Source organism: Streptomyces sp. NBC_00377, from assembly GCF_036075115.1.
Classification (GTDB): domain Bacteria; phylum Actinomycetota; class Actinomycetes; order Streptomycetales; family Streptomycetaceae; genus Streptomyces.
This window is the reverse complement of record NZ_CP107958.1, coordinates 4,488,334-4,510,838: the sequence shown is the minus strand read 5'-3', so window position 1 is coordinate 4,510,838 and position 22,505 is coordinate 4,488,334. Positions and strand designations below refer to the sequence as shown.

General features: G+C 72.3%; 18 protein-coding genes. 10 read left to right on the top strand and 8 right to left on the bottom strand.

The genetic code is table 11. From position 1 onward, the window contains the following. Positions 1-119 precede the first annotated feature (119 nt). The 6 genes from OHS71_RS20230 to OHS71_RS20205 all read right to left on the bottom strand — a co-directional run bounded on the left by OHS71_RS20230 (position 120) and on the right by OHS71_RS20205 (position 6,388). Complete coding sequence (locus tag OHS71_RS20230; protein ID WP_328480782.1) at positions 120-1,604, bottom strand: DEAD/DEAH box helicase; 1,485 nt, start codon at positions 1,602-1,604, stop codon at positions 120-122. Between the two features lie 218 nt (positions 1,605-1,822). Further along, positions 1,823-2,026, bottom strand: coding sequence for a cold-shock protein (locus OHS71_RS20225; RefSeq protein WP_328480781.1), 204 nt, complete (start codon positions 2,024-2,026; stop codon positions 1,823-1,825). 249 nt (positions 2,027-2,275) lie between these two features. Next, positions 2,276-3,682 carry a sugar ABC transporter permease gene (locus OHS71_RS20220; protein ID WP_328480780.1) on the bottom strand — a complete coding sequence of 469 codons (1,407 nt, stop codon included), beginning with the start codon at positions 3,680-3,682 and terminating at the stop codon, positions 2,276-2,278. Further along, positions 3,673-4,452 carry an ATP-binding cassette domain-containing protein gene (locus tag OHS71_RS20215; RefSeq protein WP_328480779.1) on the bottom strand — a complete coding sequence of 260 codons (780 nt, stop codon included), beginning with the start codon at positions 4,450-4,452 and terminating at the stop codon, positions 3,673-3,675. Before OHS71_RS20215 ends, OHS71_RS20220 begins: the two co-directional genes overlap by 10 nt. Before the next feature lie 31 nt (positions 4,453-4,483). After that, complete coding sequence (locus OHS71_RS20210; protein WP_328480778.1) at positions 4,484-5,599, bottom strand: sugar ABC transporter substrate-binding protein; 1,116 nt, start codon at positions 5,597-5,599, stop codon at positions 4,484-4,486. Positions 5,600-5,920: 321 nt separating this feature from the next. Next, positions 5,921-6,388, bottom strand: coding sequence for a DUF5990 family protein (locus OHS71_RS20205; RefSeq protein ID WP_328480777.1), 468 nt, complete (start codon positions 6,386-6,388; stop codon positions 5,921-5,923). Between the two features lie 132 nt (positions 6,389-6,520). On the opposite strand from OHS71_RS20205, the gene OHS71_RS20200 reads away from it, so the two are divergent. Beyond that, on the top strand, positions 6,521-7,384 hold the full coding sequence (locus OHS71_RS20200; RefSeq protein WP_328480776.1) for a polysaccharide deacetylase family protein: 864 nt from the start codon (positions 6,521-6,523) through the stop codon (positions 7,382-7,384). A 405-nt stretch (positions 7,385-7,789) separates the two neighbouring features. Then, positions 7,790-8,368 (top strand): lamin tail domain-containing protein, encoded by a 579-nt coding sequence (locus OHS71_RS20195; RefSeq protein ID WP_443046986.1) that lies wholly within the window; start codon positions 7,790-7,792, stop codon positions 8,366-8,368. Between the two features lie 92 nt (positions 8,369-8,460). On the opposite strand, the gene OHS71_RS20190 is transcribed toward OHS71_RS20195, so the two are convergent. Together OHS71_RS20190 and OHS71_RS20185 are read right to left on the bottom strand one after the other, a co-directional pair. After that, positions 8,461-9,120, bottom strand: coding sequence for a response regulator transcription factor (locus tag OHS71_RS20190; protein ID WP_328484573.1), 660 nt, complete (start codon positions 9,118-9,120; stop codon positions 8,461-8,463). Between the two features lie 13 nt (positions 9,121-9,133). After that, positions 9,134-10,360 (bottom strand): sensor histidine kinase, encoded by a 1,227-nt coding sequence (locus OHS71_RS20185; protein WP_328484572.1) that lies wholly within the window; start codon positions 10,358-10,360, stop codon positions 9,134-9,136. A 370-nt stretch (positions 10,361-10,730) separates the two neighbouring features. Between OHS71_RS20185 and OHS71_RS20180 the strand changes: the two genes are divergently transcribed. The 8 genes from OHS71_RS20180 to OHS71_RS20145 all read left to right on the top strand — a co-directional run bounded on the left by OHS71_RS20180 (position 10,731) and on the right by OHS71_RS20145 (position 22,281). Then, positions 10,731-10,940, top strand: coding sequence for a hypothetical protein (locus OHS71_RS20180; protein ID WP_328480774.1), 210 nt, complete (start codon positions 10,731-10,733; stop codon positions 10,938-10,940). Continuing rightward, positions 10,937-11,656 (top strand): ABC transporter ATP-binding protein, encoded by a 720-nt coding sequence (locus OHS71_RS20175; protein ID WP_328480773.1) that lies wholly within the window; start codon positions 10,937-10,939, stop codon positions 11,654-11,656. Before OHS71_RS20180 ends, OHS71_RS20175 begins: the two co-directional genes overlap by 4 nt. A gap of 3 nt (positions 11,657-11,659) precedes the next feature. Then, complete coding sequence (locus OHS71_RS20170) at positions 11,660-14,251, top strand: FtsX-like permease family protein (protein ID WP_328480772.1); 2,592 nt, start codon at positions 11,660-11,662, stop codon at positions 14,249-14,251. Between the two features lie 94 nt (positions 14,252-14,345). Further along, a complete protein-coding gene (locus tag OHS71_RS20165) occupies positions 14,346-14,957 on the top strand; it encodes a hypothetical protein (RefSeq protein ID WP_328480771.1) in 612 nt (203 codons plus the stop codon). 583 nt (positions 14,958-15,540) lie between these two features. After that, on the top strand, positions 15,541-16,950 hold the full coding sequence (locus OHS71_RS20160; protein ID WP_328484571.1) for an alpha/beta hydrolase: 1,410 nt from the start codon (positions 15,541-15,543) through the stop codon (positions 16,948-16,950). Between the two features lie 156 nt (positions 16,951-17,106). Continuing rightward, a complete protein-coding gene (locus OHS71_RS20155) occupies positions 17,107-19,341 on the top strand; it encodes an FG-GAP repeat domain-containing protein (protein WP_328480770.1) in 2,235 nt (744 codons plus the stop codon). 424 nt (positions 19,342-19,765) lie between these two features. After that, positions 19,766-21,202, top strand: a complete 1,437-nt coding sequence (locus OHS71_RS20150; RefSeq protein WP_328480769.1) for a carboxylesterase family protein — start codon at positions 19,766-19,768, stop codon at positions 21,200-21,202. A gap of 56 nt (positions 21,203-21,258) precedes the next feature. Then, positions 21,259-22,281, top strand: a complete 1,023-nt coding sequence (locus OHS71_RS20145; protein WP_328480768.1) for an alcohol dehydrogenase catalytic domain-containing protein — start codon at positions 21,259-21,261, stop codon at positions 22,279-22,281. Positions 22,282-22,505: the final 224 nt, after the last annotated feature.

Sequence of the window (22,505 nt, the reverse complement as noted above, 5' to 3'; positions counted from 1 at the left end):
GGACCCGCGGCCCGGAATCGTCGTGATGCGGCTGCCGGGGGCGGACTCTGTGCGGCTGGACCGATGTCACTTGTGCCTCCTGCGGGGGGGAGCCTTCCGTCCGTGCGGACCGTGCCGGTTCAGGCCGCCGCCGGACCGGAGGCGGGCCGAGCCCGGTCCGGACGCCCGCGGCGGCCGCGGGAGCGGGACGACGGGGCCGCGGAGGAGGAGGAGGACGACGACGGTCCACGGCGGCGCGGGGCGGCCGTGACCGGCACGGTGATGACGACCGGGACGCCGGAGGGCGTCCGCGCGCCTGTGACACGGCTCAGCTCCGCCTCGCCCGACCGCACCTGGGTGACCTGCGGGGTGATGCCGGCCGAGGTCATCAGCCGGCTCATGCCGCGCCGCTGCTCGGGGGTGACCAGGGTCACGACGCTGCCGGACTCGCCGGCCCGGGCGGTACGGCCGCCGCGGTGCAGGTAGTCCTTGGGGTCGCTCGGCGGGTCCACGTTGACCACCAGGTCGAGGTTGTCGACGTGGATGCCGCGAGCCGCGACGTTGGTCGCCACCAGCACCGTCACATGGCCGTCCTTGAACTGGGCCAGGGTCCGGGTGCGCTGCGGCTGGGACCTGCCACCGTGCAGGGCGGCGGCGCGGACGCCGTTGTGCAACAGGTGCCTGGTCAGCTGGTCGACGGCGTGCTTGGTGTCCAGGAACATGATCACCCGGCCGTCCCGTGCCGCGATCTCGGTGGTCGCCCGCTGCTTGTCGGCGCCGTGCACATGGAGCACGTGGTGTTCCATCGTGGTGACCGCGCCCGCGACCGGGTCGACGGAGTGCACCACCGGGTCGGACAGGTAGCGGCGGACCAGCAGGTCCACGTTGCGGTCCAGGGTGGCCGAGAAGAGCATCCGCTGGCCGTCGGTCCGCACCTGGTCGAGCAGGGCGGTCACCTGGGGCATGAACCCCATGTCGGCCATCTGGTCGGCCTCGTCGAGGACCGTGATGTCGACGGCGTCCAGCCGGCAGGCGCCCCGGTCGATCAGGTCCTTGAGCCGCCCCGGCGTGGCCACGACGACCTCCGCCCCGTTGCGTAGCGCGCCAGCCTGCCTGCCGATCGACATGCCGCCGACCACGGTCGCCAGCCGCAGTCCCACCCCACGGGCGTAGGGAGTGAGCGCGTCGGTGACCTGCTGGGCGAGTTCACGGGTGGGGACGAGGACCAGCGCGAGCGGCTGTCGCGGCTCGGCGCGCCGGCCGGCCGTCCTGGCCAGCACCGGGAGGCCGAAGGCGAGGGTCTTGCCCGAACCGGTGCGGCCGCGGCCGAGTACGTCGCGACCCGCGAGCGAGTTCGGCAGGGTCGCCGCCTGGATCGGGAACGGTACGGTCACGCCCTCGTGACCCAGCGCGGCCAGCAGCCGCGCCGGCATCTCCAGGTCGGCGAACGACTCCACGGCGGGCAATGCGGGCGTGATCGTCTTCGGCAGCGCGAACTCGCCCTGCGGGGCGATCCGCCGGCGGGGGCCGTCGTTGCCGCGGCGGGGAGCGCCGGAACGGTCGGCTCGGGAGCGGTGGTCGGCGAAGCGGTCGTTCCTGCGGGTATGCGTGCGTGCGTGGTTCATACCGAACCTTCCTTGATGCGTCGGCGCGTATCAAGGAATTCCCGCGGCAGGTGTGCGGCGCAGAGAATAGCGAGAACGGGCCAAAGGCGACGGCGTCGAATCGGGTCGACGACTGAATGCGCCACGGGATTTATCCGGGGGAAAGCAGCGAGCTGGGGCCCGCACCCCAAGGTGCGGGCCCCAGCTGCGAAATTATTGTGTCCGCGTCTGCTCGGGTGTCAGGCGGGAACGATGTTCTCGGCCGTCGGGCCCTTCTGGCCCTGCGCGATGTCGAACGACACCTTCTGGCCTTCCTGGAGCTCGCGGAAGCCCTGGGCGGCGATGTTCGAGTAGTGGGCGAAGACGTCGGGGCCGCCGCCGTCCTGCTCGATGAAGCCGAAGCCCTTTTCCGAGTTGAACCACTTCACGGTACCGGCAGCCATGTGAATCTCCTTCGGGAACGGTGTTCGGAATCCGCACTGCGCGAAGTCCGGTCGCCGTGATGATCACCCCGTCGGAAAGAACCTTCTGGCAACCACAACTGCAACTGAGAAAGACAGTAGCATGCCGAGATCGACTGTGCGTGACCGATAATTACGCTCCGTCTGTCGACCGAGAAATACTCATCGGACGTCCCGCCTAATTCTCACTCCGCGACAACAGATACTCATGGGCCGGCCGGGGCGCGATGCTCAGATCCGGCCGTGCGACTCCGCGGAGCGCCGCGCGAGGGAGTCGAGGACCACCGCGGCGAACAGCACCCCGCCGGTGATCATGAACTGGGCCGGGGGCTCGACCCCCAGCAGCGCCATGCCCGAGCCGATCGACTGGATGATCAGCACCCCCAGCAGCGCGGACCAGGCCGAGCCGCGTCCGCCGAACAGACTGGTGCCGCCGACGACGGCCGCGGCGATGGCGTTGATGAGCAGCACCCCGGTGCCCGAGACCTGGCTCGCCGAGGTGAGCCGCGAGGCGATGAACAGACCGCCGACCGAGGCCAGGGTGCCGGAGACGATGAACACGGAGATCCGCACGCGCACCACGTCGACGCCGGACCTCCGGGCCGCCTCCGCGCCGCCGCCCAGCGCGAAGACCCGCCGTCCGTAGGGCGTGCGGCGCAGGACGAGGTCCGAGACCACGACGACGGCGAGGAAGATCAGCAGCGCCAGCGGCAGCCCCTCGAACCGGCTCAGCACATGGCCGGCCGCGAACGCGACCACCGCGAGCAGAGCGGTACGCGCCCAGATCTCGCCGCTCGACCGGCACGGCATCCCCGCGGCGGCGCGGCGCCTGCGGTCGTGCTGGGAGAGGAGGAGGTAGGCGGCCGCGCAGAGCGCCACCAGACCGTAGACGGCCACCGCGGACCCGAAGTAGCGGCTGGTCAGCGTGGCGACCAGCCCGTCCTCACTGAAGTTGAGGGAACTGTCCGCTCCCAGCAGGTAGAGCATCACACCGTTCCACACCAGCAGACCCGCGAGGGTGACGACGAACGCGGGCACGCCGATCCGGGCGAAGGAGAACCCCTGGACGGCCCCGACGGCCGCCCCGCCCAGCACCGCGATGATCGCGGCGAGCCATTCCGGCATGCCGAGGTTCACGTTCAGCGCCGCGAACACGGCGCCCGCCAGGCCGGCGAGCGAGCCCACCGACAGGTCGATCTCGCCGATCAGCAGGACGAAGACGATGCCGACGGCGATCATGCCGGTGCCGACGATGTCCACGCTGAGGACGGACAGGTTCCGCGGCGAGAGGAAGTTCTCGTTGAGGGCCTGGAAGATCGTCCAGGTCACGGCGAGGGCGAGCAGGACCGGGGCGGGACCGAGCCCGCCCTCGTGCAGTCTGCGGCGCGTCGCGGCGGCGTACACCCCGAGCCGCCCGCCGGGGCCTGCGAGCCGCCCGGCAGCCGCCTTGAGCCGTCCGGCGTGCCGGCGGTGCCCGTCACCGTCCCCCTCGACGGCCGGTGCGGAACCGCTGCCGGGCCCGGTTCCGGCAGCGGGACCGGAACCGGCAGCGGCCGCGGGATCGTCGGCGGGTGCGGGATCGTCGGCTTGCGCGGCGCCGGGGGTGCGGGCCCGGCGCCTCCTCCCCCTCAGGGCCATGCTTCCTCCGGGCGGGTCGTGCGCTGCGCCACGGCGTTGTCCGCCGCGCCGGTGATGGAGGAGATGATCTGTTCCTGGGAGGTGGTGGTGACGTCGAAGACGCCGTTGTTGCGGCCGAGGCGAAGGACGGCGATCCGGTCGGCGACGGCCTTGATGTCCCCCATGTTGTGGCTGATGAGCAGCACCCCGAGGCCCTGGTCACGCAGTTCCTCGACGAGGTCGAGGAGCTGACTGGTCTGCTCGATGCCCAGGGAGGCGGTGGGTTCGTCGAGCAGGACGAGCCGGGGCGCGCCGAGGAACGAGCGGGTGATCGCGACGACCTGCCGCTGCCCGCCGGACAGCGTGGCGAGCGGCACCCGCACGTCGGGGATGCGGATGGACAGGGTCTTCAGCAGCTCGCGGGTGCGGCGCTCCATCTCCACCTCGTCGAGGAAACCGAACCGGTGGATCTCGCGGCCGAGGAAGAGATTGCCGACGACATCGAGATTGCCGCACATGGCCAGGTCCTGGTAGACGGTCGAGATGCCCAGCGCCTGGGCGTCCTGGGGACGCCTGATCTGGACGGGGCTGCCCTGCCACTCGATGACGCCCTTGTCCGCGGGGCCGACCCCCGAGATCACCTTGACGAGGGTGGACTTGCCGGCGGCGTTGTCGCCCATCAGGGCGACCACCTCCCCGGCCCTGATCTCCAGGTCGATGTCCGCCAGCGCCTGCACGGCGGCGAACCGCTTGGACACGCCGCGCAGCGCCAGCAGGGGCTGAGCCGGCACAGGCCCACCTCCTTCCGCGTTCGGGAGAAGCTCATCGGGTGAGTCCGGCCTCGTCGCAGGCAGACCTGAGCGCAGGGGTACAGATCTGGTCGACGGTGTACATACCGTCCTTCACCAGAGTGTCCTTGATGTTGCCGACGGTGACCGGGACCGACGGGAGCAGAACCGCCGGAATGTCCTTGGTGGTGGTGTTGTCGACGGTGCCGGTGGCGATGGACCCGACCGCCTTGCCACGCCCGAGGGCGACGGCCATCTCGGCGGCGGCGGTGGCCGCGGGCTCGAAGGGCTTGTAGACGGTCATGTGCTGGTCGCCCCGGACGATGCGCCGTACGCCCGCGAGGTCGGCGTCCTGGCCGGTGATCGGAGGCAGCGGCCTGACCTCGGCGGCGTTGAGGGCCGCGACCACGGCGCCGGCGAGGCTGTCGTTGGCGGCGAGGACCCCGTCGATGCGGCCCGCACCCAGGGCGGCGATGGCGCCGGTCATGTTGACGAAGGCGTTCTCCGGCCGCCATCCGACGGTGTCGTACGACTTGCCGATCTTCACCTTCCCGCCGAGGACGGAGAGCGCTCCGCGCTTGAACCAGCCTGCGTTGGGGTCGGTCGTCGCGCCGTTCATCATGACGATCTGGTCGCCGCCCCCCTTCGAACCCATCGCCTTCAGCAGCGCCTCGCCCTGGAGCCTGCCGACCGTCGCGCCGTCGAAGGTGACGTAACCGGAGATCGGGCCCTGCGCGAGCCGGTCGTAGGCGACGACCGGGATGCCGGCCCGGTGCGCGGCCTCGACCGACGGGCGCAGCAGCTGGGGGTCGACGGCGGCGAGGACGAGGACGTCCACCTGTCTGGTGATCATGGCTTCGAGCTGCTGGCGCTGGACGGCCGGGTCGGGCGTGGCGGCGAAGGTCGGCGCCGGGCAGTCCGGGCACAGCCGCTCGAGCTGCTTCTCGATCAGCGGCTTGTCGAACTGCCCGAACCGCGAGGCCCCGCCGCCCGGGAGCAGCACGCCGACGGTGAGACTGCCGTCGCCGTCCCCTCCGTCGCCGCCGCCGCAGGCCGCGGTCAGGGCCAGGCCGGCGGCGACCGCGACCGCCAGGGACGCACGGGTGAGGGACCTGCGCTTCACGGCCGGAGGGCCGGTACCGAGACCCATCTTCGGTTCCTTAGGACACTTGGACTTTTGTCCGCCATTGCCCCGGAATGGGCACTTGACGCCAAGCGTAGCCAAGCGGCGGCCATCCCGTCCGGCCCGGGCCTCGCGCCCCGACCCGGTGCCGTGACCGGACGGGTTCACCGGCTCGCGACACCCGGCACGGCACTCCCCCAGCCTTCGGCCGGGGGTGCCCCCACGCCGCGTTGTCGCCTCACCCGAGTACATCCGGTGCGCGGGCGATGCTCCGCCTTGTGCTGGTCCGCCATGCGATGCACCGCACCGGACGCCGGAGCTTCCCGGCAGACCCTTCCGGCCACGGCACTAGCCGGCGCGTTCGGCGGTCCAGGTGATGTGCGGGGGTTCGACCCGTGCGCAGAGGGGTCCGCCGTGCGCGTCGGTCAGGCCGAGGCGTCCGACCAGCAGACCGTCGCGTGCGGCGGCGGCGAGCACCTCTTCGGGGACGACGTCGAGCATCAGCTTGGCGCGGCGGAACATCGTGAAGACGCCCGCCCCGTCGACCGTGCCCCACGACAGGTAGACGAACCGCCGCCCCAGCCGGTCCTGGACGTAGGGCCCCGTGACGTGGGTGCCGTCCGGCGAGGCGCTCGTGGTGCACTCCAGCGTCCAGGTCGCGGACGGCGCGTCGCCGGGCTGCGGCTCCAGGAGTTCGGCCGGGCGGTCCCGGCGTTGCACGGCGACGTGCAGGTTGCCGTACGCGGGGACCTTGCCGTCGGCGGAGGCCGGTCGGGTGAGGCCGGGCAGGTCGACTGCGTCGATGCGGATGCGCATACCGCCATCATCGCGCCCCGGCCACCGGCCGGATACGCACACATGGTCCAATCCGGAGCGGAACCTCGGACGCCCGTTCGACATCAACCAGGTGACAGGGCGGGCGTACGGACGACATGGGGTGGGGACGCGATGGACAGGCGGATCAGGGGGGCGGCGCTGGCCTGTGTCCTGCTTGCGACGGGTCTGGTGACGGGCTGCACGTCCTCCTCGGCGGAGTCCCGTACCTCCTCCACGCCCTCCCGCTCGGGATCGCCGACGAAACAGCCCCGCGACGCGGCTGCCGGACAGGCGGGTGCGCAGGAGGCTCTCGCGGCCGCCTACCGCAAGTGGGGCATCGAGCCGCTCGCCGCCGCGCCCGCCGCGCCCGCCGCCAAGCCGGTCCGGCTCGCCGCCGCCGGCGGCCGGATACCGGTCATCAGCGAGATACCCACCCAGCAGAAGATCGTCTTCCTCACGTTCGACGACGGGGCCGAGAAGGACCCGCAGTTCGTGACGATGATGCGGGAGTTGAAGATCCCGTTCACGATGTTCCTGACGGACGCCGCCATCAGCTCCGACTACGGCTACTTCAAGAAACTCCAGGCCTTCGGCGACGGCGTCCAGAACCACACGCTGACCCACCCGAACCTGCGCACCCTGGGCGCGGCCGCCCAGAAGCAGGAGATCTGCGCCCAACAGACCAAGCTGAAGGACCACTACGGCGCCGCCCCCCGGCTGTTCCGTCCGCCGTACGGCAACTGGAACGAGGACACCCGGGCCGCCGCGGCTTCCTGCGGTGTCGAGGCGATCGTCCTGTGGCGCGAGTCCATGCAGATCAAGAACATGCAGTACCAGCGCGGCGACAAGAAGCTCCACCCGGGCGACATCATCCTGGCGCACTTCCGCGGGCCGTCGGAGCTCAAGGGCACGACGATGACCGAGATGACGGCGAATCTGCTGCGCCATGTGCAGGAGCAGGGCTTCACGATCGCCCGCCTCGAGGACTATCTGTAGCCGTCCCGCGGGCCCGCACGGCCGGTCCCGGCATCTGCGTGAGCCGGTCCTTCGTTACCCACTTTCGGGTGACGGGTCGATTCGCGGCGGGGGGATGCGGCATGGCGTCAGGAAGCCAACACCCAACGCTCACGAGGAGTTGCTGTCTGTTAAGGCGTCAACTTCGGACACAGCCGACTTGAATGGACGTTACAGCCGAGAGTCACAGAGATATGGACAACAGGTAACACACGCCACGTTTCCCACGCATCTTCCGCACCCCGTGGACAGAGTGTGTGTGCGGCCAGTCGACCGCACCGCACATCGCACCAACGCCGCCGGCGTCCATGAAGGCCGCCGGGGGAGGGTGCCCGTACATGCCAGGGGAATTCTTTGTCCACTTCTGCTTCTGTCACCGCTCGCCGCGTGTCCGCCGCCGTCATCGCGGCAGGCGCCCTGGTCGGGGCGGTTGCGCTGCCGGCGTCCGCGACCGACCACCGTCCGCACTACCGCCCCGAGGTGAAGATCAGCGCCGTCCAGTACGACGCTCCGGGACGTGACGACCGCTCCCGGCACTCGCTGAACAAGGAGTGGGTGGAGCTCACCAACACCACGCGCCACGACGTCAACCTCGACGGCTGGACCCTGCGTAACACGGAAGGCCGCACCTACACCTTCCACCACTACCGCCTCGAGGCCCGCGCCACGGTCCGCGTCCACACCGGTGAGGGCCGCGACACCCGCACCGACGTGTACCAGGACCGCAACAGGGAGGTCTGGGACAACCGCTCCGACACCGCCACCCTGCGCAACGACCGCGGTCGTTTCGTCGACGACGAGTCCTGGAACCGCAACCGTCACCACGGCGGCAACCGCTACGACGACAACCGTCACGGCAACCGCTACGACGACAACCGTCACGGCAACCGTCACGACGGCGGCCGCTACGACGACAACCGTCACGGCAACCGTCACGACGACGACCGCCACGGCGACCGTCACTGACCCACCCGCTCCACGCTGCGCGCCCGGCCCTCTCGGAGGTCCGGGCGCGCCCGCGTGGGGGCCGTCCGGCGGACCGGCGCGTCCACGCGGCCTCAGGTGAGGCGCCGCAGGTCCTCCAGGTACCGCAGGACGGCCGCCACCCGCCGGTCCACCCGGTCCGTCGGCGACAGGTCGAGCTTGGCGAAGATGCTGCGGATGTGCTTGTGCACGGCGCCGTCGGTGACGACGAGCCGTTCGGCGATGGCGGAGTTGCCCAGCCCCTCGGCCATCAGCGCGAGCACGTCCCGTTCACGAGGGCTGAGCCGTTCCAGCGGGGTGTCCTGGCGCGAGCGGGTGAACAACTGCGCGACGACCTCCGGGTCGATCGCCGTACCTCCCGCCGCCACCCGCCGCAGCGCGTCGAGGAACTCCTCCACCCGGCCCACCCGCTCCTTGAGCAGATAGCCGAGACCGCTGACACCGCCGCCGAGGAGTTCGGTCGCGAAACTCTGCTCGACGTACGCGGACAGCACGAGCACGGCCAGGTCGGGCCGTCGGCGCCGGGCCTCGACCGCGGCGACGATCCCCTCGTCCGTATGGGTCGGCGGCATCCGCACGTCGAAGATGGCGACGTCCGGCTTGTGGGCGTCGACGGCGTCCAGGGCCTCGTCGGGGTTGCTCGCGGTGGCCACCACGTCGAGGCCCTCGGCCCGCAGCAGCAGGGCGAGCCCCTCGCGCAGCAGAAGGTCGTCCTCGGCGATCACGATCCGCATGTCACGCTCCAGCTCACGATCCACAGGGGAGTTCCACTTCCAGGACGGTCGGGCCGCCGGGAGGGCTGGTCAGGGAGAGGCTGCCGTCGTGCGCGGCGACCCGGCGGCGCATGCCGGTCAGCCCGGTGCCGCCGTCCTCTCCGGCACCGCCCCGGCCGTCGTCCTCGACGGACAGCAGGAGGCGGCCGCCGGCGGCCCGCGCGGTCACGGTGGCGCGTCCGGCGCCGCTGTGCTTGGCGATGTTGGTCAGGGCTTCGGCGAGGACGAAGTAGGCGGTCGCCTCGACGGAGGCGGCACAGCGTTCGGGCACGTCCACGTCGATCCGGCAGGGCACCGCGCAGTTCGCGGCGAGGCCCGAGAGCGCGCCCGCGAGCCCCCGGTCGGCCAGCACCGGTGGCAGGATGCCGCGCGCGACCGTACGCAGCTCGGCCAGCGCCTGTTCGGCGGCGGACTGGGCGCGTTCGAGGAGTTCGCCGGCGCCCGCCGGGTCCCGGGCCACCATGCGGCGGGCCGCCCCCACCAGCACGGTGACGGAGACGAGCCGGTTCTGGGTGCCGTCGTGCAGGGAGCGCTCGATGCGGCGCAGTTCGGTGGCGTGGGCGTCGAGGGCGGCTGCACGGGTGGCGGTGAGTTCGGCGATCCGCAGAGACAGATCCGTCTCCGGCCCTGCCGCCAGAAGGACACGTCCGGGACGGGCCTGCGCGCGGGCCATGCCCGGAGTCAGCCCCAGGATGATGGCGATCCAGCCCACCCCGAGCAGTGTCACGGCGAGGGCGTCCGGCCAGGAGTGCGCGCTGCCGGCGGCGAGGGAGGTGGCGGTCGCGTCCTCGGGCAGGAACGTCCAGTACAGCGGGAACGTGCTGTCGCGCACGGCGAAGACCGGCAGGAGGACGCCGAGCAGGCCGAGCCCGAACCCCAGGGTGGCGTGCCGGACCAGCCAGCGCAGCTCGCGGCGGACGGTGGGGTCGACCAGGGCCGGCCGCAACCGTGTGGGCGGTGGCTGCGGGGCGACGATCTCGGGGCCCCAGCGGGCGAGCCGGTCCCGTTCGCGGCCGCTCAGGGCATGCAGGACGCGCAGCGACACCGGCGCCAGGAGCAGCCCCACCCCGACCACGCTCGTCACGGCGGTGACGGCCAGCCACAGCAGCACGAGCAGGGCGAGGAAGGCGGTACGGAGCCCGGAGGTGAGCTGAACGATCGCGGTGCGGGCGGCTCCCAGGGTCCGTACGACGACGTCCATGAGGCTCTCGCGCCGGCCGTCGCCCGCGGTGACGGCCGCCGCCGTGCCGACCGCCGTGGTGACTGACGTGGTGACCGCCGTTCCGGCCGCCGCGTCCTCCCGGATCTTCATTCCGCCTCCCATCCGCCTGCCTCTGCCCCTGCCTCTGCCTCTGCCGTCGGCCGGCTCGGCCGCCTGTCTGGCCGCCGCACGCCAACGACCCTATGCCGGACTCCTGTTGCACGTCAGGCACGGGCCGCAGGAGTACAGCCTGCTGTACCTCGCATACGGCGGTCTGCGGGATCGGCCGGGAGGGGTGCCGATCCCTAGCGTCGGTGACGACAGCGCGAACGGCACAGGCCCACGGGCACGAGACCACCGGAGCAACCCCATGACGAAGACGACGACCGCCGACCCGGACCACCTGACCCGCGGGGAGATCGCCCGCACACTGCTCTGGGCCGTGGTGGTGTTCAGCGCGGTCGCCAACATGGCGGCCTCCTACGGCGGTGCCGACACCTGGGTGCACCTGGTCTGCGGCGTGGTCACCGTGCTGTGCGCGGGCACCCTCGTCGTGCGCAACCTGCGGGGCCGTCGATGAACGCCGCCATCGCCCTGACCGGCGTCAGCAAGGCGTATCCGGGGGGCGTACAGGCCCTCGACGACGTGTCGTTGACCGTGGAACGCGGCACGTTCCTCGCCGTGATGGGGCCGTCGGGCTCCGGCAAGAGCACGCTGATGCACTGTGCCGCCGGGCTGGACTCGCCGACGTCGGGCAGCGTCCGTATCGACGGCCACGAGATCGCCGGGCTGAACGAGACCCGGCGCACCGAACTGCGCCGGGAACGCGTCGGCTTCGTGTTCCAGGCGTACAACCTGATCCCCTCGCTCAGCATCGAGGACAACATCACGCTGCCGCTGCGGCTGGCGGGACGCACCGCGGACCGCGACTGGCTGCGGACGCTGGTGGAGCGGGTCGGGCTGACCGGACGGCTGGCCCGCCGCCCGGCCGAGCTGTCCGGCGGCCAGCAGCAACGGGCGGCCGTCGTACGGGCGTTGATCACCAGGCCCGCCGTGGTGTTCGCCGACGAGCCGACCGGCGCGCTCGATCTGCGCAGCGCCCACGAGGTCCTCGACCTGCTGCGCGACCTCGTCGCCGACCTGCACCAGACGGTGGTCATGGTCACCCACGACCCGGCGGCCGCGGCCCGCGCGCACCAGGTGCTGGTGATGGCCGACGGCCGGGTGGTCGAGGCGCTCAAGGCGCCGACAGCCCCCGAACTGGCAAGCCGTCTCGTTGCGTTGGGAGAGGTCTGAGTCATGTTCCGTCTCGCGATACGGATGGCCGGGCACCGCATCACCGCGCTGATCGCCGTGGCCTGCGCGGTCCTCGGCGGTGCCGCGCTGATCACCGCCACCGGTGTTCTGGCCGAGTCCGGCCTGCGCTCCCATCTGCCGGCCGGCCGGCTCGACGGCGCGGCTGTCGTGGTCGCGGCCGACCAGGAGTTCCGACCGGGCGGCGAACCGTCGCTGGCCCTCCCGGAACGTCGTCCCGTCCCGTCCCGGCTGGTCGGCGAGCTGGCCGAACTGCCGGGCGTCACAGCGGCGGTCGGCGACATCAGCTTCCCCGCCGCGCTCGTCGACGCGCACGGCCGGGTCGTACCGACCGCGGACCCGCGGGTGGCGGGGCACGGCTGGTCCTCGACCGGGCTGGCGAAGCCGTCGGCGGGCACGAAGGTCGACGGCAGCGCGCCGGCCCGTCCCGGCGAGGTCGCCGTGGACGGCGCCACCGCCGCCGCGGCGGGGGTCGGGACGGGGGACACGGTCCGGGTCGTCGTCAACGGCCGCCCGGCCGCCGACTACCGCGTCTCGGCGGTGGTCGGCACGCCGGGCACGGAGGCCGCCAAAATCGCCGGCGTCTACTTCGCCGACCCGACGGCCCTACGGCTGTCGGGCCGCGACAGCGACGGCAGCGGGGGCGCGGGTGGCAAGGCCGAGGGCACGGTCGGCGGGACGCGCGCCGGGACCGTGGACCTGGTGGGTCTGCGCACCGAGCCCGGCGCCGAGGAGCGCGTCGCCGCGGAGGTCCGTACGAAGCTGCGGGGCACCGGGCTGCTGGCCGTCACCGGACCCGGACGGGGCGACACCGCCGCACCCGGCGCCGGCGCCTCCCGTTCGCTGCTGGTCCTCCTCGCCGGTTCGCTCTCCGGGATCATCCTGCTGATCACCGGGTTCGTGATGGCGAGCGCGCTGGCCGTGTCGATCGCCGGGCAGCGCCATGACCTGGCCCTGATGCGGGCCGTCGGCGCGACGCCGAAGCAGATCCGCCGGCTGGCCGCCGCCCAGTCGTCCGCCGTCGCCGCCCTGGCCGTGCCGCCGGGCGTGGCGCTCGGTTATCTGCTCGCCGGGCAGTTCCGGCGGCTGCTCGCGGACCGCGGGGTCGTGCCGCCCGAACTCCCGCTCACCGTGAGTCCGTTGCCTGCGCTCGCGGCGGTCCTTCTGCTGGCCCTGGCCGTCCAGGTGTCGGCCCGGTGCTCGGCCTGGCGCACCTCGCGGTTGCCGGCCACCGAGGCCGTCGCGGAGTCGCGCAGTGAGCCGCGCGACCCGTCACGGGCCCGGACCCGCGCCGGCCTGCTCGTGATCGTCGCCGCGACCGCCATGTCGGCCCTGCCGCTTTTCTCCCGCACCGTCATCGGGGCGGCGGCCACGTCCATCGCGGGCATCTTCGGGGCGATCGGCCTGGCGCTGGCCGGACCGGCGCTGGTCCGGGGCATCGGGGCCGGGGCGGCCCGTGCGACGCGGGGCTCCTCCGCCCCGACCTGGCTGGCGATGGCCAACTTCCGCGCCTACGCCCTGCGCAACGCGGGGATCGTCAGCACTCTCGCCATGGCGGTCGTGTTCGTGCTGACGTACACGTTCACCCAGACCACCGTGCTGGCCGCCACGGCCCAGGACACCCGTGCCGGCACCCTCGCCCAGCAGCGTCTGAGCGCGCCCGGTCTGGGCGGCCTGCCCACCGGCACCCTCGCCGCCGTACGCAACACGGCCGGTGTACGAGCCGCGGCCCCGGTCGGCACGACGACCGTGGTCTGGCAGTACCAGGAACTCGGCGACACGGTCACCGATTCGGAGGCGGCGACGATCCTCACCCCGGACGCCTCGGACGTCCTCGACCTCGACGTCCGCGAGGGCGACCTGGCCCGGCTCAGCGGGGGCACCGTGGCCGTCAGCAGCGAGATCGCCCGCACCCGTTCCGCGACGCCGGGCCACCGGATCCGCCTGGTCCTCGGCGACGGCACCCCGGCCGAGGCGACGGTCGTCGCCGTGTACCGACGCGGCCTCGGCTTCGGCTCGGTGGTGCTGTCGCACGACCTGGCCGCAGGGCACACCACGACGGCACTCGACCAGTCCCTGCTGATCCGCACGGACGGCACCCCGACGGCCCTGCGGAACCTCACGGCTCTCGCGGCCGCCCACCCGGGCCTGGCACTGGAGACCGCGGCCCCGTCGTCCGTCGGCGGTCTGAAGGACGCCCCGCCCGAGGTGTGGATCAACCTGGCCACCATCGTGGTCCTGCTCGTCTACCTCCTGCTCAGCATCGCCAACAAGCTCGTCGCGGCCACCGCCCAGCGCCGGGTCGAGTTGGGGGCCCTCCGCCTCAACGGCACCACACCCCGGCAGATCCGGGCGATGATGCGCCGCGAGGCAGCGGTGACCGCCGCCACCGCGCTCGTCACCGCCCTGCTGCTCTCCGCGCCGCCTCTCGCCCTCCTGGGCCTGGGCTTCCTGGGCCGGCCCTGGCCGGCGGGCCCCGTGTGGCTCCTGCCCGGCCTGGCGCTCACGGTCATCGTCACGGCGTTCCTCACCATCGAACTCCCCACCCGCCGGGCACTGCGCACGTCCCCCATGTGAACTGCCCCGGTGCGACTTCGCGTTGCGGCCGAAGGCGGCGGTGCGGCTAAGGTCGTCGCCAGGTGATCAGCGTCTTGACCGGGGGTGGGTACGGGTGGCGACCTGGCGGGAGTCGGAAGCCGAGCTGGCGGGCCGCCTGGCCGAGGCGTCCCCGGACGAGCGTGTGGTGTTCGCCGTGGGGGTGGCGGAGCGTCTGATGCGGGCCCACGAGGCGCTGCCGGAGGACGAGCAGGCGGAGTTCACCCTTGGCCTGCGGCCGATGCTGAACGCGCTCTGGGAAGCCGCGCTGGGCAATCCGTCGGCGTTCGGGGAGATCAAGCACGGGATGGGCGAGTACCTCCTGAGCGACTACTGCCACAACGACGGCCAGGACGGTCCCGCCGAAGCGGACGAGCCGGCGGCCGCCGCGGTGCTCTGCACGGCGGCCGCCTATCTGTTCGGAGCGGGCGAGCCGGCCACCGTGGTCAGCGGCCGCGCCGTCGAGGCCGTGGACGAGCGCTCGACCGGGGACGACGGTCACTCCGGCGCCCCGGACGAGGTTCTGGCCGCCGAGTTGCACCGTCAGCTCCGGGATCTCGCCCTCATCGCCCGGCACGGCGGATCGCTGCGCCATGCGGGTCTCGGCCTCGACATCGAGACGTCCGCCCGGCTCCACCGCGACCTGCGCGTCCCCCTGTCGGCAGCCGAGGCCGACGCGGGGGTGTGAGCGCCGGGCCCGGCGGCAGGCGCCGGGGCCCACCCCGACCGTGCGGTGGCGTGCCGACGCGGCGCGGCGGCGGGCCCATGCCGGTGGCCGCGGCCACGACGACCTCGACATCATCGACGTCGTCGACGTCATCGTCGTCGGTTTCCAGACCGGTGGTGGTGCGAACGGAGCGAGTGACGGCCGGGCTCCCCGGCCACCGGTACGTCAGCCGGCTTTCGGGCGACGGCCCTCGGTCCGGCCGGAAAGCCGACGGTACGGACACAGCGGACATCCCCCTGAACCGGGCTGCGCCTGGGGCTGCTTGAGCGTCGGCCGACCGGATGCCCCCGCGGCGGGCGGCTCCGCATCATTCCGGCCATCGATGTTGTGCACTCGCTTGACGGTCGTAAGAAAATCGCCCTACATTCCGGGACGCCTTCGTTCAGCGCACTGAGAATCCGCTCCCAGCCGCCCCTTCCCCCACCCGCTCCCCCCACTTCCCCAACTCCCCCCACAAGGAGCCGCCGTCATGTCTGCGAACACCGGAGCCCGCGATCCCCGTAACGCCGACGATCCCCGCGATCCCGGCGAGTCCCGTGACCTCATGTCCCCCCGTACCCCCCGCGCTCCCCGCACCCGTCTGCGGATCGCCCTGGTCGCCCTCGTCACGCTGGCGTCCGCGACGCTCACCACCCTCCCCTCACCTGCCGCCCAGGCCGCCCCGCCGGTCAGCGGCCACCTCACCGGCACCCTCTCCGACGGCGCCACCTGGATCGCCGACGTCCCCGACGACTGGAACGGCACCCTGCTGCTGTTCAGCCACGGCTTCGGCGCCCTGGCCGCCAGGAACGCCCCCACCGACGCCGTACGCACCGAGTTGCTGGCCGAGGGCTATGCGATGGCCGGGTCGTCGTACGACCCTCACGGCTCGATGTGGGCCCTGAACAGCGCCGAACGCGACCAGTTCGCCACGATCGACGCCGTCACCGCGCAGATCGGCACCCCACGGCGCACGCTGGCCATCGGCAATTCGATGGGCGGGCTCGTCAACGCCCAGCTGGCCCGCGACGGCGGCGGGCGCATCGACGGAGCGCTCGGCCAGTGCGGCCTGGTCGCGGGCGGCACCGACCTGGACAACTACCAGCTGGGCGCCGAGTACACCATCGCCCGTCTGCTCCTGCCCGGGCAGGACGTGAAACTCGTGCGGTTCGGGACTTCGGCCGAGGCGTCCGCCACCGCCGACCTGCTCACCAAAGCCGTCGTCGCCGCCCAGGGCACCGCGCAGGGCCGCGCCCGGATCGCGCTGGCCGCCGCGTATCTCAACCTGCCCGCCTGGGCGCCGGGGAAGGACCGGCCCGCCGCGACCGACTGGACGGGTCAGCAGGAACAGCAGTACGCGTGGTTCGCGCAGGGCATCCTGTCGTTCGTCGAGGGCGGCCGGTACGCCGTCGAGCAGTCCGCGGGCGGCAACAACTCCTGGAACCAGGGCGTCGACTACGCCGACCTGCTCGCCGGTTCCGCACACGCGCCGCAGGTCCGCGCCCTGTACCGGGCAGCGGGGCTCGACCTGCGCGCCGACCTGCGCACGCTGACCGAGGGCGCCACGATCACCGCCGACCCGGCAGCCGTCCGCACCGCGCGACGGACGTCCTCCGCGGGCCAGGGACTCGAGGTGCCCCTGCTCGACATCCACACCACCGCCGACAACCTGGTCCCGGTGGAGCAGGAGAACCGCTTCGCCGCCCGTGTGCGAGCCTCCGGCGACGGCGCGCTGCTGCGGCAGGCGTACACAGAGCGCCAGGGTCACTGCACGTTCACCACCGCCGAGACCGTGGCGGCCCTGCACGCCCTCGAACACCGCGTCAGCACCGGCCGCTGGGACGACGTGGCCACCCCGGCCGCCCTCCAGCGGTCCGCCACGGCGCTCGGCCTCGACGGGGCGGCATACGTCCCCTACAACCCGCCCCGGCTCGCTGTCGGCCGCGACCACCCGGCGCCGTCCACCTCCCGCTGATCCGAGAACCGCGCAGGTCGGGCACGCCCCGCCCGCTTCCGGTCCGCTCGCCGTCGCGGAGAAACGACAGCAGCTCGTACAACCACCCTCCCTCTTCACGGGTCTGATCGAGCGGCATGCACGTGCGTGCCGCTCGGCTCATGAGGAAGGGCTTCCTTGTCGTCCATACGCACCACCCGACGCCGTCTCGGCGCCGCCGTCGCCACCGTTCTCGTCGTGACGGTCGGTGCCGGTGTCCTGACTTCGCCGGGGGCCGTGGCAGCTCCCGCCGCCACGGCCGGGGCCACCACGGTCACCAGCGGCCAGGCGGCTCTGCCCGTCGGTGCCGACATCGTCAGCACCGGCGACACCGGATACCTCACGTCCCGGACGGACGACTCCGGCAACAAGGTCCTGGAGTGGCACAAGTACGCCGACGGCTCGGTACTGCCGATCAGCACGGGCACCGTGGGCTACGACAGCGACTCCGACATCGTGGTGACCGGCGACGGCGGCAGCACGGTCTTCCTGCGGGACATGAGGGAAGGCGCCGACCGGTCCGCGTCCTACGATCTCGCGGCCGAGTTCAAGCCCGGCGCGAAGCTCGTCGGCGTGGTCGGCGACAACCTCTTCGTGAAGGTCCCGAGCAGCGGGGGCTACCAGGAGCTGTGGCAGCTCGCCGGGGCCGACGGGGTCGTCAAGAAGACGAAGCGCTCCTCCAACTCCTTCAGCCTGGACTTCAAGGTCGTCGCCTCCACCAGCGACGTCCTCATCGTCCTGAGCAGCAACCGGGTCTTCCCGAGCTCGTCGACCTTCCGGACCGAGTACTGGAAGACGCGCACGACCGTCGACGGCGACGCGGTCATCGAGTCGGGCAGCAGGGAGAACATCGCCCCGTGGACCCAGACCTCCACGGGCGCCTTCACCGCCGACTACGAGGCGTGGGTCGAGTACCGGTCCGGGGTCACCGAACTCGTCGTGGACGGGACGTCCGTCCACCGGCGGTTCGCCATGGACAGCTCCATGAGCGGCGCCGTCATCGTCGGCGTCACCAGGGACACGCTGCTCTACGGGGTGCCGGGCGACGTGGCAGGAGAGACGCCGAGCCCGCTGTACGCCCGCAGCGTCACCGATGCCACCGCCGCGCCGTACACCCTCCTGGAGCACTTCTCCAGCGCGGCCCACGCGCCGGACGGCGGCCTGCTGGTCCGCGGCACCAGGGCCGGCACCGACGGGCTGTTCCGGATCCGGGAGGGGAACGACGGCCTCCCGAGCGCCACGCTGGTGGCGGGCACGGGCCGGGTCACGGCCCTCAGGGTGACCGAGTCGAAGATCCCCACCGCGGTGAGCCTGGAGAAGCCGGGCGCCACGGTCCCGATGGAGTGGACCCTGTCCCGCTCGAACGCCACCGTCGACCTCACGCTCACGCACACGGCCACCGGCAGGACGCTCACCGAGCGCCTGTCCCAGCCGGTCGCCGACAGCCGCTTCGCCTTCGTCTGGGACGGCGTCCTGGACGGCGCCAGCGCCCCGGACGGCGCCTACACCTGGCAGATCACCGCCGCCCCGACCGACGGCGTCGGCGGCCCGGTGACCACCCGGGGGAGCTTCCAGGTCTCGCGCCAGGCCAACCCGCACGACTTCACCGGCAACGGCTCGACGGACGTCCTCGCGCGGGACGCCTCGGGTGTGCTGTGGCGGGACGACCTCTTCGACTGGCCGTCGGGCAACCAGGTGACCACGGCCGGGCGCACGAGGATCGGCACCGGTTGGCAGGTCTACAACCAGATCGAGGCCGCGGGGAACCTCGCCGGCACCCCGACGGGCGACCTCGTCGCCCGCGACACCTCGGGCGCCCTGTGGATGTACCAGGGCAGGGGCGACGGCACCTTCGCGCCCCGCGTCAAGGTCGGCACCGGCTGGCAGATCTACAAGAAGACGACCGCCGGAAGCGATCTCACCGGAGACGGGCGATCCGACCTCCTCGCCACCGACGCCGCAGGGGTCCTGTGGCTCTACCAGGGCACCGGCAGCTCGTCCGCCCCCTTCGCCGCCCGCGTCCGGCTCGGCGGCGGCTGGCAGATCTACAACGAGATCACCGCCGGCGGCGACATCGCGGGCACCGCGGCCGGCGACCTCGTCGCGCGCGACACCTCGGGCGTCCTGTGGCTGTACCAGGGCAACGGCACGGGCAACTTCACCGCCCGTGTCAGGATCGGCGCCGGCTGGAACGCCTTCTCCCACCTCGTCGGAGCGGGCGACGTCACCGCCGACGGCAGCCCCGACCTGATCGCCTACGGCCCGAACGGCACGTACGTCTACCGCTCCACCGGCTCGACGGCGGCCCCGTTCAGCCGGCTGACGACCGACCTCTACGCGGGCGAGGGCGCCAAGTTCGACCACATCGCCTAGAGACCGTCCCGCCCGCTGTCAGCAACTGGAGAGCCTCACGCTCGGGCCTGCTCCGCATCCGACCGGCGGGGGACCGAGGGCCGGTCCTGGCCGAGACGGGCGTCGACCGGGGCGTACGGGGGACCGCTGGGTCTCGTCATCGCACGTGACGATCGGCTCGTCGCAGGTGAGCAGGGATCCGTCGGTCGTCAGGGGACCCGCTGACGGCAGGGCCTCACATCGCTCCCGCCTGCCGGCCGCGACGGGCCACGAGAAGAAGAGGAGAAGGAGCAGACAAGTGTCACCTGGTGACCACCAGGTGACCGCTGTCTGCCGGGCGAGGTGCGGGGTCACAGGAAATGATCGGTGAGCGTCACCCGGGCAACCGGCAACCGGTAACCGACACACCGCGCGAAATACCCCGACCGCGCCGGAAGGACACGGCATGACCGCCACCGCACCCAAGGCCCCGACCGCACCAGGGGTGCGGTCCTGGTGGGGAATCCCGTACGCCACCGCCGAGCGGTACCGCCGCCCCGTGGTCGCGGACTTCGATCCGGACCGCCCCTACGACCGCAAGGGCGTCGTCTCCGTCCAGCCCGACACCGGCGACTGGCTCGAAGCGGACAGCGGGATGGGCGAGGACTGCCTGAACCTGAATGTGTGGGCCCCCGAGCAGCAGGCCGACAAGGCGCTGCCGGTGGCCGTGTACATCCACGGCGGCGGATTCGAGTACGGCGCGAACACGCAGATCACCTCGAACGCCTCCGGTCTCGCGGCGACAGGGCGCGTGGTGGGCGTGTCGATCAACTACCGGCTCGGCGCCCTGGGCGCGCTCTCGCTCTCGCAGTACGGCGGGCGGCTCGCCGAGGCCAGCAACCTGGGCCTGCAAGACGTCATCGCCGCCCTCACCTGGGTCAGGCAGAACATCGCCCGCTTCGGCGGCGACCCCGACGACGTCACCGTCTTCGGCCACAGCGCCGGCGCCTACTCCACCCTCGGGCTGCTCGGGGCCTCCTCCGCGGACGGCCTGTACCGGCGGCTGGCCGGGTTCTCCGGCGCGCCCTCGCGTCTCATCCCGGCCTGGTGGGCCGAGGAGCTCGCGGAGCGGTTCGTCACCGAACTCGGAGTCGCGGGCAACCCCGACAAGCTGATCGATCTCGACGCGGCCTCCCTGGTGGCCGCCCTGCGCAAGGTCGGTCCGACGGACCTCGGAGTCCGTGGCGGGATGGACAACCAGAGCCTCGGCGTCGTCCTGGACGCCGAACAGCCCGGATCGGTGCTGCACGCCCACCCCCTGGACGTCCTGGCCTCGGGCTCGCACCGGGACATCGACGTCCTCCTGAGCACGGCCAGTGACGAGATGGGCTGGTGGGTGGCGAACGACCTCGACCGGTTCGACCCGCACGCCGTCGACCGCGTCACCGACGAATTCGCGGGATGGCGCATTCCCCGCTCCCGCGCCAAGAAGATCGTCAGTACCTACGACCAGGGCGGCCGCACCCCTGCCGAGGTCCGCGCCGCATCCCTGACGGACTACATTTTCACGCTCCCCGCCGCTCGCGGTGCCCTGGCCCACGCCGCCGTCGGCGGCAACGCCCATCTCCTCATGATCGGGCCCGCCGAGGGTGCGCCCGCCGTGCACGGCACCGAGATGTACGCCCTGGTCGGCCAGGAACAGCCAGGCCGCAGCGCTGAACAGGCCGACCGTGACACGCGTATCCGCGACATCGTCCTCGACTTCGTCACCGGCGAGCAGACCCGCCTGTGGCCCGCCGTCACGGACCGGCCCGCCTCGGGAAGCGTCGGCAACCCTCCCAACGAACCCAGCGCCCACTACCGGACGGTCCTCGACCTGTTCGAGAACATCGCCCGCCCCTGAGCCGTCGGGCGGTACGGAACAGCGCACCAGGGGGCGAACAGAGTGAGGAACTCGACATGAGCCGATGGACAGCAGCCGGCGACGCCGCACCGGCGACGATGCGGGCCGTCGTCGTCACCCGGCCCGGCGGCCTCGACGCACTGGAGATCAAGGATGTGCCGGTGCCCGTACGCAAGCCCGGCTGGGTGCGGATCAAGGTCAAGGCGTTCGGCGTCAACGAGTCCGAGGTCACCACCCGCAAGGGCGAGTCGGACGCGGTGGTCACCTACCCGCGTGTGCCCGGCATCGAGGGCGTCGGCGTGGTCGATGACGCCGACGAGAACAGTTCGCTGCGACCGGGACAGCGGGTGGCCACGATGATGGGCGGCATGGGCCGCTCGTACGACGGCGCGTACGCCGAGTACGTGACCGTCCCCGCGGCGCAGGTCATCCCGTTCGAGACCGGCCTGCCGTGGGAGGTCCTCGGCGCGCTTCCGGAGATGTTCCAGACCGCCTACGGATCGCTGGCCACCGGCCTGGACCTCAGGGCCGGGCAGACACTGCTGATCCGCGGCGGCACCTCCACGGTCGGGCTGAGCGCGGCCACCATCGCGAAGGACCTCGGAGCCACCGTGCTGTCCACCACCCGCAGCCCGGAGAGGGCCGGGGGACTGCGGGCCTCAGGCGTCGACCATCCCCTCGTCGACAGCGGCACGATCACCGGCCAGGTGCGCGAGCTGATGCCGGAGGGCGTCGACGCGGTACTGGAACTGGTGGGCTGCTCGGTTCTCGCCGACACCCTCCGCACCGTCCGCCGGCACGGCACGGTCTGCTTCACCGGAGCCCTGGCGGGCCAGTGGACGATCCCCGACTTCAGCCCGTTCACCATCCCCAACGGGGTGCGGCTGACCTCCTACGGCGGTCAGGCCGCCGACCTGCCGGCCGACGTCTTCGCCCACCAGCTCCGGGCCATCGCCGCAGGACGCCTCAGCGTCCCGGTCGCGAAGGTCCATCACGGCCTGGAACAGGTCCGAGACGCCCAGGCCGACGTCGAGTCCGGCACCACGCCGGGCAAGCACGTTGTCGTCCTGGACGACTGAGACCCGGACGGCCGAGACCCGGGCGGCAGAGACCCGGGACGGCAGAGACCCGGGACGACTGAGACCCGGACGGCCGAGACCCGGGCGACCGGGAAACGACGACCGACCACCCCCGGTGCGCGCCGCGGAGATCAGCAGGACTCTCCTGGAGTGGGAGAAGTCCTTCAACGAGCGGTGGAGCGTCGGCGACAACCGCGGCCCTCCCGACGGGCAAAGGGTCTCCG